13 protein-coding genes are annotated in these 15,674 nt (G+C 69.2%); 10 read left to right on the top strand and 3 right to left on the bottom strand.

Features of this window, described 5'->3' with window-relative positions; translation table 11 throughout:
• Positions 1 to 16 precede the first annotated feature (16 nt).
• The 7 genes from AC5L3X_RS24370 (at position 17) to trxA (ending at position 8,383) form a co-directional block, all read left to right on the top strand.
• Positions 17 to 2,152 carry a DUF6049 family protein gene (locus tag AC5L3X_RS24370; RefSeq protein WP_494859838.1) on the top strand — a complete coding sequence of 712 codons (2,136 nt, stop codon included), beginning with the start codon at positions 17 to 19 and terminating at the stop codon, positions 2,150 to 2,152.
• Positions 2,149 to 3,762, top strand: a complete 1,614-nt coding sequence (gene murJ, locus AC5L3X_RS24365; RefSeq protein ID WP_494859836.1) for a murein biosynthesis integral membrane protein MurJ — start codon at positions 2,149 to 2,151, stop codon at positions 3,760 to 3,762. The genes AC5L3X_RS24370 and murJ overlap by 4 nt, the downstream gene beginning before the upstream one ends.
• Positions 3,763 to 3,927: 165 nt before the next feature.
• The gene (locus AC5L3X_RS24360) at positions 3,928 to 5,439 is read left to right on the top strand and encodes a protein kinase family protein (protein ID WP_494859835.1); all 1,512 of its coding nucleotides are present in this window, start codon (positions 3,928 to 3,930) and stop codon (positions 5,437 to 5,439) included.
• Positions 5,440 to 5,454: 15 nt separating this feature from the next.
• On the top strand, positions 5,455 to 6,090 hold the full coding sequence (gene sigM / locus AC5L3X_RS24355; RefSeq protein WP_189122400.1) for an RNA polymerase sigma factor SigM: 636 nt from the start codon (positions 5,455 to 5,457) through the stop codon (positions 6,088 to 6,090).
• Positions 6,080 to 6,961, top strand: coding sequence for an anti-sigma factor family protein (locus AC5L3X_RS24350; RefSeq protein ID WP_189122401.1), 882 nt, complete (start codon positions 6,080 to 6,082; stop codon positions 6,959 to 6,961). Before sigM ends, AC5L3X_RS24350 begins: the two co-directional genes overlap by 11 nt.
• Positions 6,962 to 7,125: 164 nt before the next feature.
• Entirely contained in the window at positions 7,126 to 8,058 is a 933-nt protein-coding gene (gene trxB, locus AC5L3X_RS24345) for a thioredoxin-disulfide reductase (protein ID WP_494859832.1), read from the top strand.
• 10 nt (positions 8,059 to 8,068) lie between these two features.
• Entirely contained in the window at positions 8,069 to 8,383 is a 315-nt protein-coding gene (gene trxA / locus AC5L3X_RS24340) for a thioredoxin (RefSeq protein WP_189122403.1), read from the top strand.
• Between the two features lie 178 nt (positions 8,384 to 8,561).
• Here the strand turns inward: trxA and AC5L3X_RS24335 are convergent, their stop codons facing one another.
• Positions 8,562 to 9,179 carry a GNAT family N-acetyltransferase gene (locus tag AC5L3X_RS24335; protein ID WP_189122404.1) on the bottom strand — a complete coding sequence of 206 codons (618 nt, stop codon included), beginning with the start codon at positions 9,177 to 9,179 and terminating at the stop codon, positions 8,562 to 8,564.
• Positions 9,180 to 9,446: 267 nt separating this feature from the next.
• Between AC5L3X_RS24335 and AC5L3X_RS24330 the strand changes: the two genes are divergently transcribed.
• The 3 genes from AC5L3X_RS24330 to AC5L3X_RS24320 all read left to right on the top strand — a co-directional run bounded on the left by AC5L3X_RS24330 (position 9,447) and on the right by AC5L3X_RS24320 (position 12,917).
• Positions 9,447 to 10,679 (top strand): aminotransferase-like domain-containing protein, encoded by a 1,233-nt coding sequence (locus tag AC5L3X_RS24330; protein ID WP_494859960.1) that lies wholly within the window; start codon positions 9,447 to 9,449, stop codon positions 10,677 to 10,679.
• Positions 10,680 to 10,824: 145 nt separating this feature from the next.
• Positions 10,825 to 11,781 (top strand): D-alanine--D-alanine ligase family protein, encoded by a 957-nt coding sequence (locus AC5L3X_RS24325; RefSeq protein ID WP_494859829.1) that lies wholly within the window; start codon positions 10,825 to 10,827, stop codon positions 11,779 to 11,781.
• Between the two features lie 89 nt (positions 11,782 to 11,870).
• Positions 11,871 to 12,917: a threonine aldolase family protein gene (locus AC5L3X_RS24320; RefSeq protein WP_494859827.1), complete on the top strand. Its 1,047-nt coding sequence runs from the start codon at positions 11,871 to 11,873 to the stop codon at positions 12,915 to 12,917.
• A gap of 868 nt (positions 12,918 to 13,785) precedes the next feature.
• On the opposite strand, the gene AC5L3X_RS24315 is transcribed toward AC5L3X_RS24320, so the two are convergent.
• Both AC5L3X_RS24315 and AC5L3X_RS24310 read right to left on the bottom strand, forming a co-directional pair.
• Entirely contained in the window at positions 13,786 to 14,280 is a 495-nt protein-coding gene (locus tag AC5L3X_RS24315; protein ID WP_494859825.1) for a GNAT family N-acetyltransferase, read from the bottom strand.
• A gap of 385 nt (positions 14,281 to 14,665) precedes the next feature.
• A complete protein-coding gene (locus tag AC5L3X_RS24310; RefSeq protein ID WP_189122409.1) occupies positions 14,666 to 15,622 on the bottom strand; it encodes a ParB/RepB/Spo0J family partition protein in 957 nt (318 codons plus the stop codon).
• Positions 15,623 to 15,674 lie beyond the last annotated feature (52 nt).

The following is a 15,674-nucleotide window of genomic DNA, read 5'->3' as shown; positions in this document are numbered from 1 at the left end:
CAGCCCAGGCGGACGCGTGATCCGTAAGGTCACGGTGCTCGCCGCCCTGTCCACCACGTTGCTCGCGCCCCTGGTCGCGACGACGCCGGACACCGCTGCCGCGACGACGGTGATGACGGCCCGGCAGGGGCTCGAGCTGACGGTCACGTCCATCACCCCCGAGTTCACCACCGGCGCCGCCGACGAGATCAAGATCAGCGGGACGATCCGCAACGACACCGGCGCCGCCATGCCCGGCCTGCGGGTCCAGTTGCGCTACTCGGCGCAGCGGCTGGCCGATCGGGCCGCCATCGACTCCTACCTGGCCGACCAGACGCCACCGACGCTCCCGGGCAACGTCTCCACCTCGTCGAGCATGGACTTCCCTGCGCTGGAGGCCGGCGCGTCGGCCACCTGGGAGATCACCCGCACACCCGCGCAGTTGCAGCTCAGCTCGTTCGGCGTCTACCCGGTGGCCGTCGAGGTGCTGCAACAGGGCTGGCGATCGCTCGGCGTGCAACGCACGCTGCTCACGTACGCGCCCGCGACGCCGCAGAGGCCGCCGCGCAACCGGCTCGCCGTCGTCCTGCCGATCATCGACCAGCCGCACCGCGCCGACGACGCCACCTTCACCGACGACAAGCTGAGCGCGGCCCTGACCGGCAAGGGCCGGCTCGCCGACCTGGCCCGCATCGCCAAGACAGCGTCCAAGAACGTCACCTGGATCGTCGACCCCGCGCTCCTCGACGACGCGCACGCGATGACCAAGCCCTACTCCCTCAGCACCAAGGACGGGCTCCAGAAGAAACCTGCCGACGGCGGCGCCACCCAGTGGCTCACCGATCTGCGATCCGCCCTGGCCAACTCCCCCGTGGTGGCCACCCCCTACGCCGACCCCGACGTGGCCGCCCTGGCCCACCGCGGGTTCGACAGCCAGACGGGCCGGGCGATCGAGCTGGGCGGCCAGAAGGCCCGTGAGCTGCTCAAGCCCGACGTGCAGACGAGCACCGCCTGGCCGGCCGCCGGCCTGATCGACCCCGACGCGCTCGACCTGCTCTCCGTGGGCAAGCCGGGCGTCGCCCGCGTGACGAGGGTCCTGCTCAACTCGACGAACGTGCCGCCCCTGCCGCCCGTGAGCCACACGCCCGACGCCGCGACGACGCTCGACAGCGTCGCGGGCCCCGTCACCGCGCTCATCGCCGACGCGGGCCTGAGCCGCATGTTGGAGCCCGACTCCAGCGTCTCCGGCTCGGTGGCGCTCAGCAGGCAGCGGTTCGTCGCCGAGACGGCGATGATCTCCGCCGAGCCCGGCCAGACGCAGGCCAGATCGCTGGTCATGGCCCCGTCGCGGCGCTGGGACCCCAACCCCACGCTCGTCTCCTCGCTGCTCAAGACCGCTGGCAAGCTGCCGTGGCTGACGCTCACCCCGCTCAGCTCGATCAAGCCGGCCACGACCCAGGTGCCGCGGGCCGGCCTGACCTACACCGAGCAGGATCGCAAGGAAGAGCTCGGAGCCAAGTACCTCGACCCGGTCAAGGAGGTCGCGGGCCGGGCACAGCTCACCTCCGGCATCATCACCGGCAAGCCGCCGTCCGACTTCGACGCGGCTGTGCTCAGGCTGACCTCCTCCGCCTGGCGCAACCAGTCACGGGCCGGCCGCGCGATGACCAAGATCGTCGACAGCGCGGTGCAGAGCCGGATGAACAAGATCTCGATCACCGGCGCCGACCCCGACCGGCCGCGCACCCTGGCCGGCGCCGACGGCGTGGTGCCGATCAGCGTCAAGAACTCCCTGCCGGACGAGGTCACGGTCGACATCGAGGTCACCTCCAACAGCCCCGCGCGGCTGCAGATCGACGAGCGCGCGTCCACACGGCTGGTGATCGGGGGCAACGGGCAGAGCGGCACCCTCCAGGTCCCGATGAAGGCGACCATGAGCGGCGGCAGTGGTGACGCCACCGTCAACGTCCAGCTCAAGACCGCCGACGGCCAGCCGTACGGCAAGCCGGTGAAGCTGACGATCCGCACCACCGGCTACACCGGGATCGCGCTGGTGATCGTCGGGGCGGCGCTGACGGTCATGTTCGCCGCCGTCGTGACCCGGGTGCTGAGGCGCAGGTCGCAGCGACGGCTGCAGCGAGCCACCAGGACACGGGAAAGTGAGACCGTATGAGCCGCTTGCTGCGGGCCAGCGCCATCATGGCCGCGGGCACGATGGTGTCCAGGGTCACCGGCTTCGTCCGGACCATGGTGCTCGCCTACGCGATCGGCACCATGGCGATGGGCGACGCCTACAACGCGGCGTACGCGATCCCCTACAGCATCCTCGACCTGCTGCTGCTCGGCGTGCTGAGCAGCGTCGTGGTGCCGATGATCGTACGAGCGCAGCAGCACGACCCCGACGGCGGCCGGGCGTACGAGCAACGGCTCATGACGATCACCACGGTCGCGCTGATCCTGGTCGCGGCGCTGGCGGTGCTGGCGGCGCCGCTGCTCATCGACCTCTACACCACCGACTGGGAGCCCGGCACCCGTAAGTTCGAGGTGGCGGTGGCACTGGCCAGGTTCATTCTGCCGCAGCTCGCCTTCTTCGGCATCGGAGCGGTCGCGGGCGCCATCCTCAACACCCGGGACCGCTTCGCGGCTCCGATGTGGGCGCCCGTCGTCAACAACCTCGTGGTCATCGGCGTGCTGGCGGCCTACGCGGTGATCGCCGGCACGACCGGCGGCGACATCTCCAAGGTCACCAACGGGCAGCTGGCCCTGCTCGGCCTCGGCACCACGGCCGGCATCGTGGCGCAGGCGCTCGTCCTGATCATCGCGCTCAGGCGGGCCGGGTTCTCCTTCGTCCCCCGCTTCGACCTGCGCAACGCGCGGCTCGGCGAGATGGGCCGGGCGGGCATCTGGACGATCGGCTACGTGGTCATCACCCAGCTCGGGTTCATGCTGACCACCAACCTGTCCAGCGCGGCGGGCGACGCGGTCCCCGGCCACGGCATCACCCCCTACACCTTCGCCTTCCAGCTCTTCCAGCTGCCCTACGGCGTCATCGGCGTCTCGGTGATCACCGCCATGCTGCCGCGGATGAGCCGAGGGGTGACCGAGGGGCGGCTGGACGACGTACGCGGAGAGTTCGGGTCGAGTGTCCGCCTGATCAGCTCGGTGATGGTGCCGGTGTCGCTGCTGCTGATGGTGCTCGGCCCGGCCATCACCGTGCCGATCTACGCCCACGGGGCCACCTCGGTCGAGGCGGCCGTCTACATCGGCAACGTGCTGCAGGTGTACGGCCTGGCGCTGGTGCCGTTCGCGATCTTCCAGTTGCTGCTGCGCGTCTTCTACGCCTTCGGCGACACCCGCACGCCGGTGTTCGTCGGCGCGGGCACGACCGCGGTCAACGCGGTGCTCATGGTGGTCTTCTTCCAGCTGCTGCCCGCCCGCTACGCCGTGATGGGGCTGGCCTTCGCCTACGCCGTCGCCTACGCCCTCGGCGCGATGGTGGCCTGGTGGCTGGCCGCCCGGCGGGTGCGGGGGCTGGGCGGCTGGGAGATCGGCATGGCGCTGACCCGGATGTATCTCGCGGCCCTGCCCGCCGCCGTGCTGGCACTGGCCGCGGTGTGGACCGTCCAGCAGGTCTTCGGAGGGCTCGACTTCCTCAATTCTCTGATCATCTTGGCTGTCGGCGGTGGGCTGGGCATGCTGTTGTATCTCGCGGTCGCCCATCGGGCGCGCATTCCCGAGGTCAACTCGATCGTTGGGATGGTCGCCGGGAGGGTAGGGCGTTAAGAACGCGGGCCGAACCAACGCGGCACTAGCATGGTGCCCGACACGCACGAATGGAAGCAGGAGGCGCGTGGGCGGATCCACCCGGCATAGCATGCCTACGTGGGACACCTCCGCGCAGGCGCGTCGAGTCATTAGCACACCCGATCGGCCGAGCGGAGTGAGTCAGTGAGCACGTCTGCCGTCGAACCCGGCACCCGTCTCGCCGAACGCTTCCGGCTCGAGGACCGGGTCAGCGAATCCGATGGTGCCACGCTGTGGAAGGCGATCGACGAGATCCTCGCCCGCCCGGTCGCCGTGCACACCTTCGCGCCCGAGTTTCCGCGCGTCCAAGAGGTGGTCACCGCCGCCCGGGCGGCCAGCCGGCTCACCGACCCGCGTCTGACCCAGGTCTTCGACGCGGCCCAGGAGGACGACTACTCCTACGTGGTCAGTGAGTGGGTCACCGGCGACACACTGGCCGACCTGCTCGCCGCCGGTCCCCTCGACCCCGAGCGGGCGGCCGGGCTGGTCGCCGAGGCCGCCGAGGCGCTCGCCCACGCCCACGAGGCCAACCTCTACCACCTGTGCCTGCGCCCCGCCCACCTGGTGTGGACCACCGGCAACATCGTCAAGGTGCTGGGCGTCGCGGTCGACGCGGCCCTGGCCGGGCTCACCACCGACCAGCCCGCCCTCGACGACGCCGAGGGGCTGGGCCGGTTGCTCTACGCCGGGCTGACCGGCCACTGGCCCGGCGACGAGGAGGAGCACGGCCTGCCGGCCGCTCCCATGAACGACGGGCACTTCTGCACGCCCCGCCAGGTCACCGCCGGCGTGCCCAGCTACCTGGAGACGGTCACGGTCAGGGCCTGCCTGCCCGAGGCGCGCCGGGGGCAGAGCCCGCTGACCAGCCCGGCCGAGGTCGCCGAGGCGCTGGCCGGCGTGGCTCGGCCGATGCCGATCCCCATCGCCTATCCCCAGACCCCTCCCTCGGTGCCGGCGGCGTCCCCCTCCGAGGGTCTCGACACCGAGCGACGGCCCGCGGCGCCGCCGCGCCCGACCATGCAGCACCACCACATGGCACCCCAAAACGGCGGCGTCCTCAACCGGGTGCTGATGACCGTCGTGGTGCTGCTGGTCATCGCCGCGGTCGGCGTGGGCGCCTGGACGATCGGTCGCAGCCTGGGCAGCCCGAGCACGCCGGAGGCCGCCGACCCCTCGACCACGCCGAGCGCCAAGCCCTCCACCCAGCCGCAGGCCGTCAAGGCCGAAGAGGCCAACGGCTTCGACCCGCTCGGCGACCGCGAGGAGAAGCAGGAGCTGGCGCACCTGACGATCGACGGCAAGCCCAGCACGTTCTGGAAGACCGACAACTACAACAGCGCCGAGCTGGGCAATCTCAAGGACGGCGTGGGCCTGCTCCTCGACATGGGCAAGTCCATGCAGATCAGCGACGTGGTGGCCACGCTGGCCGACGCGCCGGGCGCGACCGTGGAGCTGAAGGTCGGCAGCAAGCCGGAGCTCTCCTCACTCAAGACCGTGGCCAAGGCGAAGGACGCCTCGGGCAAGATCACTCTTACTCCTGATCAAGCCGCAACCGGTCAGTACGTTTTGATCTGGTTTACGCGTCTTCCGGCAGATGCGGGCAAGTTTCATGGCACCATCTATGAAGTAGTGGTGCACTCTCCCGGATCGGCATAACCAGGAATCCCTCTTGTGAACTCCCCACCCGAGACACCTTCTCCCGCGGATCGGCCGGCTGTCAGCGACGCCGACCTGCTGACCGCGCACATCAACGGGGATCCACACGCCTTCAGCGAGATCGTCAAGAGGCACCGCGACCGCATGTGGGCCGTCGCCCTGCGCACCCTCGGCGACCCCGACGAGGCCGCCGACGCGGTCCAGGACGCGTTCGTGTCCGCCTATCGCAAGGCCGGCACCTTCCGCGGCGAGGCGGCGGTCACCACCTGGCTGCACCGCATCGTCGTCAACGCCTGTCTCGACCGGATGCGCCGCAAGTCCATCAGGCCCGTGGCCGACGACGAGCTCATCGAGGCCGCCGAACGCGACAGCCCGCTGCCCGACCAGACCGTCGAGCGTGAGGTCTCGATGGAGGTTTCGGCCGCCCTGAAGCTGCTGCCCACCGACCAGCGAGCGGCGCTCGTCCTGGTCGACATGATGGGCTATTCGGTCGAAGACGCAGCTCAGGTGCTTGACGTGCCCAGCGGGACGGTGAAGAGCCGGTGCGCGCGGGGGCGCGCGAAACTTGCCCCAATTCTTTCGCATCTGCGGAACCGATCAGACCTCAGTCGCGTCTCATCCGCGAAGGGAGCAGAACTTCGTGACGGGTGATACGCACTACGATCTGGACGTCCTGGCAGAGCTTGCCGAGGATCTCCTAGACGCTGGCACGGCCCGCCAGGTCCGCGAGCATCTCGCGGTATGCGACCCCTGTGGGGAGCTACTGGCCGACCTGGCAGCGGTTCGCGAGGTGCTCGCGGCGACTCCCACACCGGCCATGCCGATGGGTGTCGCGCTACGCATCGACAAGGCGCTCGCCGCCGAGCTCCGCGAAGCCGAGTCCTACGGGGCGCGGCGGGGTGGGGTGGGGCTCGCGGAGACACCTGACTGGGACGAGCTCATGCGCGACTCCCCATGGGAGCGGCCGGCCGAGGCGCCGGAGCCCGCTCGCCTTGGGGTGGTCGCCGAGGACGGCACGATCGTCCCGGCCGGTCGCCGCGCCGCACGACGTCGCCGGTGGGCGATGCCCGCGGTGGCGGCTGCCGCGGCCGCGGCCGTGGTGGGCACCGCGGTGGTCTCCAGCGGCCTGCTCGCCTCCGGTGGCAGCGGCCCCGACCTGGTGTTCGAGGCTGACGCGCCGTCGCCGACCAGGGAAGAGGCGAGAGCCAGGGCCTACGCGCTGACCGACAGCGGCCACAACTACAGCGATCAGGAGCTGCGCCAGCCCCTTGAGGGCTTCCTGGCTCCGGCGCCGATCATCAACGGCGGCTCTCCCGACGTCGACAAGGTCGACACGTGTGTGAGCAAGGTGGCCACGCGTTCCAAGCTCACGACGTACGCCGTGGACCAGGGCCAGTACAACGGCCAGGAGGCCATCATCGTCGCGTCCTGGAAGGACAAGGCGTCCGGCAGGCTGCGCATCGACATCGTCGATCCGTTCAATTGCAAGAACCTGCGCAAACCGATGCTCGGCCGCTGGTGACCACTGGCAACCGCCGGTAATCGCTGGTAGCGAAGTCTCACGTCAGAGCCCGCCTAGGCGGGCTCTTTCGGTTGTCGGAGCGTGGTGGTGAAGGCACGGGAATCACGGCGGCCTAGGATCTGTTGACGCCACTGGCAACCACAGACGAGGAAGGCGTGGGAGCGTTGAGCGACGTTCGTAACGTGATCATCATTGGGTCGGGCCCTGCGGGCTACACCGCGGCGGTCTACTCGGCCCGCGCCGAGCTCAAGCCGCTGGTCTTCGAGGGGTCGGTCACCGCCGGTGGCGCCCTGATGAACACCACCGACGTGGAGAACTTCCCCGGCTTCCCCGACGGCATCATGGGCCCCGACCTGATGGACAACCTGCGCAAGCAGGCCGAACGGTTCGGCGCCGACCTGGTCGCGGACGACGTGGTCGAGGTCGACCTCGAGGCCACCCCCAAGGTGGTCAAGACCTACTCCGACACCTACTACGCCAAGTCGGTCATCCTGGCGATGGGCTCCGGCTACCGGGAGCTCGGCCTGGTGAACGAGAAGCGACTGTCCGGCCGCGGCGTCTCGTGGTGTGCCACCTGTGACGGCTTCTTCTTCCGCGACAAGGACATCGTGGTCGTCGGCGGCGGCGACACGGCGATGGAGGAGGCCACGTTCCTCACCCGGTTCGGCCGCATGGTCACCGTCGTGCACCGGCGCGACGAGCTGCGCGCCAGCAAGATCATGCAGGAGCGGGCGTTCGCCAACGACAAGATCCGGTTCGTCTGGGACAGCGAGGTCGTCGACGTCCTGGGTGACAGCAGGGTCGAGGCGGTGAAGCTGCGCAACGTCAAGACCGGCGAGGAGTGCGAGCTGGCCACCGACGCGCTCTTCCTGGCGATCGGTCACGACCCCCGCACCGAGCTCGTCAAGGGTCAGATCGATCTCGACGACGAGGGGTACATCAAGGTGGCGTCGCCGAGCACCGCGACCAACCTCGACGGCGTGTTCGCCGCGGGTGACGTCGTCGACCACACCTACCGCCAGGCCATCACCGCGGCCGGCACCGGCTGCGCGGCGTCGCTCGACTCCGAGCGCTGGCTGGCCAACAACGAGAGTTAAGGAGCGCACCGTGAAGGCAGTAACCGACGCCACGTTCGAGGCTGAGGTCCTCAAGAGCGACAAGCCCGTTCTGGTCGACTTCTGGGCCGAATGGTGTGGCCCGTGCCGTCAGGTGGCGCCCATCCTGGAGGAGATCGCCAAGGAGCACGGCGACAAGTTGGAGATCGTCAAGCTCAACATCGACGAGAACCCCAACGTTCCGCGTGACTACGGTGTGCTCCAGATCCCCACAATGAACGTCTTCAAGGGTGGAGAGGTCGTCAAGCAGATCATCGGCGCCAAGCCGAAGGCCATGCTGCTGAGGGAGCTCGACGGCATCATCTAGGCCGCCGCTCCGCCGCACTCACCGCGAAAGCCCCCTGCCGGGAGGCAGGGGGCTTTCGCATGGGCTCGCATCCTGTACGGGAGGACGCTCCGGGAAACACGCCCTTGAGGTACGCCGTGGGGTACGCCCTCGGGACACATCCTTGAGAGACGTCCTTGAGAGGCGTCCTTGAGAGGCGTCAGACGGGGCGAAGTGCGCGTTCCGGGCTCATGGACCCGAGAAGGCGCTCCAGGGCCACCTCGACGTCCTCACGCCACGAGACGGCGGTCTTGAGCTCCAGCCGCAGCCGAGGGAACCGCAAATGCGGCCGGACCGTTTTGAACCCCACCGAAAGCAGATATTCAGCGGGCACGACGCAGCTCGGCTCCTCCCACTTGAGGTCGCCGAACGCCTCGATGGCCTTAACCCCGCGCCGCGTGAGGTCTTTGGCCACTCCCTGAATCAGCATCCGGCCCAGCCCGCCGCCGGAGAACTCGGGGATGATGTGCGCCGTCATCAGCAGGACCGCGTCGGCACTGACCGGCGAGGTGGGAAAGGCCAGGGAGCGCGGGGTGTAGAGAGGCGGGCTGTAGAGGACGAATCCGGCAGGCACCCCGTCGACGTAGACGACCTTCCCGCAGCTGCCCCATTCGAGCAGCGTGCCGGAGATCCACGCCTCTTTCTCCAGCCCCGGATCGCCTGACTCGACCGCGCGCTCGCCCCCGACGGGGTCGAGCTCCCAGAAGACGCACCGCCGGCAGCGGCGCGGCAGATCGTCCAGATTGTCCAGGGTGATGTTGACCAGCCGACGCGACAACTACGGCCCCAATCGTTGACCCGGAAAAGCGCGCGAAAACCACGTCTCCAGCTGGCATCGTAGCCCAGTGATGGTGCCACCAGCGGATACCACGGCGCTCCAGCCCCGCCATAGGCGACATGTCGGACTGGCGTAATCTGGTATCTCAGCTCTACCTGTGACAGGAGGTGGACCGTGACAGAAGAGCAGGATCACGGTCAAACGCCCGCGACCCAAGGGTCGCGGATCGATGCCTACGTCGATCGGTACGCCGCACGAGCTACCGGGATGGTCGCCTCCGAGATCCGAGCTCTCTTCGCCGTCGCGTCCAGACCCGAGGTGGTCTCGCTCGCCGGCGGCATGCCGTACGTCACGGCCCTCCCTCTCGACCTGGTCGGCGAGCTGGTCTCCGACCTGGTGACCCGGCACGGCCCGGTCGCGCTGCAGTACGGCTCGGGCCAGGGCGATCCGCACCTGCGCGAGCAGATCTGCGAGGTCATGCGCCTGGAAGGGATCCACGCCGGGGCGAACGACGTCGTCGTCACCGTCGGTTCACAGCAGGCCCTCGACCTGATCACCCGGATCTTCATCGACCCGGGTGACGTCGTACTGGCCGAAGGGCCCTCGTACGTGGGCGCCCTAGGCACATTCGCCGCCTATCAGGCCAAAGTGGTGCATATCGCCATGGACGATCAGGGCATCGTGCCCGAATCGCTGGCGCAGACCATCTATGCCCTGGAGACCGCCGGGGCGCCGATCAAGTTCCTCTACACGATCCCGACCTTCCACAACCCGGCAGGCGTCACGCTCAACGCGGCCCGGCGCCAGCAGGTGCTCGACATCTGCCAGCGGGCCGGCGTACTGATCGTCGAGGACAACCCGTACGGCCTGCTCGGCTTCGACGGCGAGCCCATGCGCGCGCTGCGCGCCGACAACGCCGACGGCGTGGTCTATCTGGGGTCGTTCTCCAAGACGCTCGCCCCCGGGTTCCGCGTCGGCTGGGCACTCGCGCCGCACGCCATCCGCGACAAGCTCGTGCTGGCCATGGAGTCGGCCGTGCTGTCGCACTCGTCGTTCACCCAGCTGGCCGTCGGCCAGTACCTCACCACGCAGCCGTGGCGGGAGCAGATCAAGTCGTTCAAGGAGCTCTACCGCGAGCGGCGCGACGCGCTGCTCGACTCGCTTGAGGCGCTGATGCCGCCCGAGGTCACCTGGACCCGCCCCGCCGGCGGGTTCTTCGTCTGGGTGACCCTGCCCGAAGGCCTCGACTCCAAGGCGATCCTGCCGCGGGCGGTGGCCGAGCGGGTGGCGTTCGTCCCGGGCACCGGGTTCTTCTCCGACGGCAGTGGGTCGCGGCAGATGCGGCTGTCCTTCTGCTTCCCCGAGCCCGAACGCATCCGCGAAGGGGTGCGGCGGCTGGCCGGGGTGATCGAGCAGGAGATCCAGCTGCGCGACACGTTCGGCACCGGATCCACCCGTGGCCATACCGGTGTGGACACCCCCGGACCCGACCTGGCGTGACTTTTTCCGTACGGCCGGCGTCCACCCACAGGGGGCGCCGGCCGTACATTTTGACGGCCTGACACTGAGGAATGCGCCTGGTGTGCACCCATCCGTCCCCGACGCCGGTACGGTTGGACAGCGTTCCATCAGCGGAGGAGATGCAATGAGCGATCTGGGCCACGTGCTCGTGCTGGCCGGAGGCCTCTCGTACGAGCGTGAGGTGTCCCTGCGCTCCGGCCGCCGGGTGAGCGAGGTGCTGCGCGCGGCGGGCATCGACGTCGAGGCCCGCGACACCGACGCGTCGCTCGTCCCGTCCATCCTCGCCGACCCGCCGGACGCCGTCTTCGTCACCCTGCACGGCGGCGCGGGTGAGGACGGCGCGATCCGCTCCGTGCTGGAGCTGCTCAACGTCCCCTACGTCGGCGCCGGCCCCGACGCCTGCCGGGTCGCCTTCGACAAGCCGACCGCCAAGGCCGTCGTCCGCTCGGTCGGACTGGTCACCCCCGAGTCGGTCACGCTGCCCAAGGAGACGTTCCACGACCTCGGCGCCACCATGGTCCTGGGGCGCATCGTGGCACAGCTCGGCCTGCCCCTGTTCGTCAAGCCCGCCCGGGGCGGCTCCGCGCTCGGCGCCTCCATCGTGCGCACCGCCGAGGAGCTGCCCGCCGCGATGGTCGGCTGCTTCGCCTACGGCGACACGGCGTTGATCGAACGCTACGTGGAGGGTGTCGAGGTGGCCGTGTCGGTCGTCGATCTCGGCAACGGGCCGATCGCGCTGCCCGCCGTCGAGATCGTCCCCGACGAGGGGGTCTACGACTACGCCGCCCGCTACACCGCCGGGCACACCGAGTTCTTCGCCCCCGCCCGCCTCTCCCCCGACGCGGCCGCCGCCTGCGCGCAGACCGCGGTCACCGCGCACACGGCGCTCGGCCTGCGCGACATCTCCCGCACCGACCTCATCGTCGACGCCTCGGGCCAGCCGCACTTCCTTGAGGTCAATGTCGCCCCCGGCATGACGGAGACCAGCCTCCTCCCGATGGCGGCCGAGGCCGCCGGGCAGGACCTCGGTGAGCTGTGCCGCATCCTCCTCCACAACGCCGCCGCGCGGACCCGCACCTGACCTCTGGCCTCCGCCACCACCGGTTCACCACCCGGTGGCTCGGCGGCCGGGCGCCGCGTCGGTTGTCCCGGGGTAAGTAGCCTTTTGGTGTGCTGATCGATTCGACATATCCGAAGAGCTTCGCCAGCGACAACCACGCCGGCGTACACCCTGCTGTCCTTGAAGCCATGACGGCGGCGAACCACGGCGACGCCCCCGCCTACGGAGACGACCAGTGGACCGCCGTCTTCGAGCGCCAGATCAAGGACACCTTCGGCACCGGCGCGGAGGGCTTCGCCGTGCTCAACGGCGCAGGTGCCAATATGGTCGGGCTGGCCCTCATGCTCGGCCGGTACGACGCCATCATCTGTGCCGACACCGCCCACATCGCAACGCACGAGACCGGCGCGACCGAACGCCTTCTCGGCGCCAAGCTCGTCACCGTTCCCACGGAGGGCGGCAAGCTGCGGCCCCATGACATCACCGGCCGCCTGAGCGCTCTGGGCAGCCACCACGAGTCCCAGCCACGCGTCGTCTCCATCTCCCAGGTCACCGAACTCGGCACCTGCTACTCCCCCGACGAGATCGCCGCCCTGGCCGAGACCGCCCACAACTCGGGCCTGCTCCTGCACGTGGACGGTGCCCGCCTGGCCAACGCCGCCGCGTACCTCTCATGTGACCTGAGCACGATCACCACCGACGTCGGGGTCGACGTCTTCAGCTTCGGTGGCACCAAGAATGGCGCCCTGGCGGCCGAGGCAGTGGTGGTGCTCGACAGCTCGCTGGCCCACGCCGTGCCATTCCTGCGGCGTCAATCCCTCCAGCTGTCCTCGAAGATGCGCTTCATCTCGGCTCAGCTCTCGGCTCTCCTCACCGACGACCTCTGGCGCCGCAACGCTGGTCACGCCAATCAAATGGCCGACCGGCTGGCGGCCGGCCTGACCGGCGTTCCAGGAGTCACCATCACCTACCCGGTGCAGTCCAACGCCGTCTTCGCCGCACTTCCCGCAGAGGCGGCAGCCGCGCTCCAGGAGCGCTATCTCTTCCACCAGTGGGACGAGGCCACCGGCATCGTGCGCTGGATGACCGCCTTCGACACCACGCCCGAGCACATCGACGACTTCCTCACCGACATCCGCAAGGCACTTTCCTCCTGACCTCTCTCGTGGTTTCACGTGAAACACTCTCGATTCACCGAACTCCCTGCGGCTCCCTCCACTCGCTCGACGTTGACCTTGAGAGCAGCACCGCAATCACGGCAGAACGACGCAGTAGGCACCCGATGTCGGTACGGCAGGCACCAAGTGGGCAAGACCTACGCCTGCTTGAGGCGTGTTCACTGGCTAGCCCACCACACAAGACGGCACGTACACCCCGACCTAACAGGCCCATCTGTACGCCGCGGTCACCGGACCCAGCGGCACAACGGCGCTCCAAGGCGTTCCCAGGAGGCAGTGGCCGCGCGACCGAGCACAGCACCGGACGGGCGCTGGACCCAAGGCGCGGCGGGACGTGACGCGGCGGGACGGGACGCGGCGCGGTGGGACGGGACGCGGCGCGGTGGGACGGGACGCGGCGCCACGGGTGTCCGGGGGCCGCCGGAGCCACGGCACGGCACTCGACGCGCGTCACGTCAGGATGCGAAAGGGCGGGCGCGGCAGACGAGGCCGAACACGCGGCATAGCACGACACCGCAGGGCGGAGCGGGGCGCGGCGGAAGGCGGGGGCCGGACACCCGGCACGGCGGAGCGGGGCGCGGCGCGTGTCCGGCGAGCCGCCGGACCCACGGCACGGCACTCCACGCACGGCACCCGACGCACGGCACGGCGCGCGCGGCGGGGCGCGGCGCGGAAGGCGGGGCACGGAGGGCGCGGCACGGAGGGCGCGGCTGGACATGCGGCGCGGGACCACATGGCCGAGCAGGGCGCGGCGCGTGTCCGGCGGGCCGCCGGAGCCACGACACGGACCTGGCGCGTGGCGCGTGGCGCGTCAGGGCGGGACAGGGCGTGTTAGGAGCGCTCGCGCTCAGTCCTTGAGCTCGCCCTCCAGCAGGCTCATGAGGACCATGTCATGCCATCGGCCCTTTCTGCGGAGAGTGTCTCGGGCGCGGCCCTCTTCGACGAAGCCGACCTTCTGGTACACGCGGATGGCCGCCGCGTTCTCGTCCGCAACCCACAACTCGATGCGGTGCAGGCGCAGCGCGTCGAAGCCGTAGCGGCAGATCAGGCGGACGGCTTCGGTGCCGTAGCCGTTGCCCCAGCAGTCCTTCTCGCCGATGTAGATGTCGAGCTCGGCGCCGCCGGTCTCCGGCTCTGCGCCGCTGAGGACCACCAGCCCGATCAGACGGTCGTCGGCGAGAGTTTCGATGCCGAGCACGGTGCGTTCGTAGGAGTTCTTCGGGCGGTCGGCGTACTCGTCGACGAACCGCTCCCTGCTGACCGGATAGCTATGGGCGAACCACTGCATGACGTCGGGATCGTGGTTCCAGCGGTGGTGGGCCGCCGCGTCAGAGGGTTCCATGGGGCGCAGTCGTACGAGATCGCCGGCCAGCAAGACATGTGCTCCGTTCGTTGATCCAGAAGTGCGGAGACCACGACAGCAGCTCGAATGCCCGGCTGGCAATGGGTTTTCTGGATCAACGCAATGGCTGCAGACGGTCAGGTCGCCGAGAAGGACCGCGCTTTCAGTGGCGGTCACAGAAGAGGCCGGCAGCGTTGCGATCGTGTCCTGGCGCGTCGCGCATGCTCACTGGAGTGCGGTCGTGAGGCAGGGGGACGAGCCATGACGTAGCGCGGGTGCGCATCACCCAAGTACCGATGATGGACACCTGTGCACGAGACGCCCAGGGCAGCAGGTGAGCGTGGCGGTTTCACGTGAAACACGGCACGGTTTCACGTGAAACAGGTCAGCCCTCAGACTCCCGCATGGCACGCGCCGCCTCGGGGGCCATGGTGCCGATGATGCGCTCAAGGTCGTCGATCGTGGCGAACTCCACGACGATGCGCCCCTTGCGACGCCCCAGGTCGACCTTGACCTTGGTCTCGAAGTGATCGGAGAGCCGATCCGCCAGGTGGGTCAGACCAGGGGCGACGGGCTTGTTGGGCTTGCGCTCACGGGGGGCGTTCTGGGCCGCCTTGGAGCTCCCGAGTGCGACGATCTCTTCGACCGCTCTGACGGACAGAAGCTCGGCAACGATGCGCTTCGCGAGCTGGATCTGCTCCTCCTGGCTGTCGAGGCCGAGGAGTGCACGGGCATGGCCGGCGCTGATGGTGCCGGCGGCGACGCGGAGTTGGACTTCCGGGGGGAGGTTCAGCAGGCGCAGCGTGTTGGTGATGTGGGAGCGGGAGCGGCCGACCTTCTGGGCGAGCTGGTCGTGGGTGGCCTGGAAGTCGTCCAGCAGTTGCTGGTAGGCGGCGGCCTCTTCCAGGGCGTTGAGTTGCTCCCGCTGCAGGTTCTCGATGAGGGCGTCACGGAGGAGCTCGTTGTCCATCGTGTTACGGACGATCGCCGGAACGGGATCAAGCTCGGCGAGCTGGCACGCGCGCCAGCGCCGCTCCCCCATGATGAGCTCATAGCGGCCACCGCCGACGGACCGCACGACGATCGGTTGGAGCAAACCGACCTCGGAGATGGACGCCGCCAACTCCTTGATGCGATCCTCGTCGAACACCTCACGGGGCTGTCGCGGGTTGGGCACGATGGCGCTGAGGGATAGCTCCTTGAAATACGCGCCGGCAATCGGCTGAGGGTTGGTCTCTCCCGCACCGTTGGTGGCAACCGCCGTTCCGGTGCCGTCAACAATGGGACCGGTCGGGATGAGCGCCCCGAGCCCCTTCCCCAATCCCCGCCGCTGCTGACTCACTACGTCTCCTCATCCACCCCGGCTGATTCCGGTCACTCCAGGAGAGGTTACC

It is taken from the genome of Nonomuraea sp. CX421 (assembly GCF_059358955.1).
Note: the sequence above shows the minus strand (reverse complement) of the source record. Positions and strands in the feature narration are given on the sequence as shown.

Coding starts and splice junctions, on each gene's coding strand:
- murJ (WP_494859836.1), top strand. CDS start 2,149: ATGAGCCGCTTGCTGCGGGCCAGCGCCATCATGGCCGCGGGCACGATG.
- AC5L3X_RS24330 (WP_494859960.1), top strand. CDS start 9,447: ATGGTCGCCTCCGAGATCCGAGCTCTCTTCGCCGTCGCGTCCAGACCC.
- AC5L3X_RS24325 (WP_494859829.1), top strand. CDS start 10,825: ATGAGCGATCTGGGCCACGTGCTCGTGCTGGCCGGAGGCCTCTCGTAC.
- AC5L3X_RS24315 (WP_494859825.1), bottom strand. CDS start 14,280: ATGGAACCCTCTGACGCGGCGGCCCACCACCGCTGGAACCACGATCCC.